Source organism: Vibrio ordalii ATCC 33509 (assembly GCA_000257205.1).
Classification (GTDB): Bacteria; Pseudomonadota; Gammaproteobacteria; order Enterobacterales; family Vibrionaceae; genus Vibrio; species Vibrio ordalii.
This window is the reverse complement of sequence record AEZC01000129.1, coordinates 1-2,099: the sequence shown is the minus strand read 5'-3', so window position 1 is coordinate 2,099 and position 2,099 is coordinate 1. Positions and strand designations below refer to the sequence as shown.

Sequence of the window (2,099 nt, the reverse complement as noted above, 5' to 3'; positions counted from 1 at the left end):
GTGGGATCATGGGGCGCATACGCTCAAAGCGACTTGAAAGAGCAAAACTCACCTCGCGCAGACTCAACAACCCAATGAGGCAATAACTCAGAAGTTACAGCGCCAGAAACATTGCCGCTTCGTTAGACAGCGACGAACAATATTGAATTGCCGACAAAACTGAACGGAATGCCAAAGGAATCGAAAATCACAACCTGCTGATTTTTATGGATTAAGCATAACGCCAGCCTAAGGGGCTGACAACGCACAACCACTAAACTCAAACACAACAACCGTAACCACTGCGGCACATTGGGACTGGAAACGCCACGCGTTGACAGTCCCTCTTGAGGCGTTTGTTAGCAAGCTAAAAATCATTCATGCTTCCGATTGAATCTTCACCTCGTAGGCTGGTTTCGAATTTTTTAGCCATTAATCCAAACTTGGTCAAAACTTGATCGTACCCATATTTGGATGGGAGTGTCCATGCAACACATTCAGAACCAGCAGGCACACCGGGTAAAAGTTCGAGTTGTAATCGAGCTCGACCATCTTTTGCTAGGAATCTAATATCGTAACTAGAGTAACAATATGGACTTATCGCTGAGTCAATCATCTTCCACTGAACAAGTCCTTTACCAATTAAAGAACCTTCAGATTCATCCTCAACTCTCATTACTTCCTTACTATCACCATAAACTGTAGCAATATGATTTCTGGCTTTTTTCCACAATTCTCCCTTATCACCCTTTAAGTCCAAATATGTATAAGTTTGTGGTTGGATGTCTGATTGTGATATTGGATAGTTTACAGAATCAGCGCTTGTACATCCTTGTATTGAGACTATCAACAGAAGGCTAAACATTATATTTTTCATTTAATACTCCGAAAGTAAATTTGCTTGCTAACGCCCGCCTAAGGGGCTGGCAACGCATAACACTAAACTCAAACACAACAACCGAAACCACCGCGGCTCATTGGGACTGGAAACGCCACGCGTTGACAGTCCCTCTTGAGGCGTTTGTTATGCTTAAGCTTCAACACTTTACATTTGAACCAACTCAAGAATAACCCAATGAAATCATTGACCAAAACTCGAATTTTCTTGAACTAGAACTGGCTCAACTTTTACCTATGAACTGACCAATGCAGGCTTTCATTTAGCAACTAGGCCAATGTAGAAAACCTCTCCGACAAACTCACTCACCACGCATGGGCACGATAACTCAATGAGGCAATCACACTGAAACTTACAGCGACAGACACATTGCCGTTTCATTAGGCAGCGCAAAACAATATTCAATTGCCGACAGACTTTAAGCCTGTAAGTAAAGGCACCAGACTGCTCAAAGCGACTTGAGCCAACAAGACTAACCTCGCGCAGACTCAAAAACCTAGTGAGGCAATAACTCAGAATTTACAGCGCCAGACACATTGCAGCTTCATTAGGCAGCGACAAACAATATTGAATTGCCGACAAAACATGAACGAAATGCCAAAGGAATCGACATTCACAACCTACTGATTTTATGGATTAAGCATAACGCCCAATTAAGGGGTGAACAACGCCGCCACCCAAACCTAAAGCATTGTGCCATAAACACTAAATTTGAAGTAGAAGCAAAAGTGCCAGGCGTTGTGAATCCCTCTTAAATTGCTTGTTATGTCTTTCTATACAGTTGTAGTAGCTGCTGAGATAAGTCGGCCATAGCCCTGTGCTTGAGGTCTTTGTCAGGTGAATCAAGCTTTTCCAAGACTTGCACACTCATTCCAACTGCATTGATACGCTCAAGCATTGAAACGTAATCAGAAGCCTGCGTCATGGTTGATTTATATATAACTAGGAAAGTTGCGCCTAGAAAATTTACCAAAACCCCTGACGCACACGACAAAACACCAGCGTATAAATCGCTATGATTAAGTATTACAGTATAAATCCCGAATCCAATTAATGAAAAACCAACCAGCATAACTATCAATGTCAGAAAGTAGATCGAACGTACCTGTCTTAGATTTCTATCGATATAAGACTCAAGCTTAATTCTTGCAAGATCCCACGCAGCTTGAGTTTCATTAGGGTTACTCTTAACTCTTTCTTCTACTTCTACGTACCTTTCCTT

Annotated in this window: 3 protein-coding genes and 1 pseudogene; all 4 read right to left on the bottom strand. The window is 42.1% G+C overall.

The genetic code is table 11. The features are described from left to right. Positions 1 to 94: 94 nt before the first annotated feature. Positions 95 to 204 (bottom strand): annotated as a pseudogene (locus VOR_RS19270) (DUF3709 domain-containing protein); the annotation flags it as partial. Positions 205 to 346: 142 nt separating this feature from the next. Continuing rightward, positions 347 to 856, bottom strand: a complete 510-nt coding sequence (locus VOR_RS17020; protein ID WP_010319471.1) for a DUF4468 domain-containing protein — start codon at positions 854 to 856, stop codon at positions 347 to 349. A 279-nt stretch (positions 857 to 1,135) separates the two neighbouring features. Further along, entirely contained in the window at positions 1,136 to 1,369 is a 234-nt protein-coding gene (locus tag VOR_RS18405) for a DUF3709 domain-containing protein (protein WP_010319470.1), read from the bottom strand. Positions 1,370 to 1,640: 271 nt separating this feature from the next. Continuing rightward, on the bottom strand, positions 1,641 to 2,099 hold a 459-nt coding region (locus VOR_RS18845), incomplete at its 5' end, for a TRADD-N-associated membrane domain-containing protein (protein WP_010319469.1).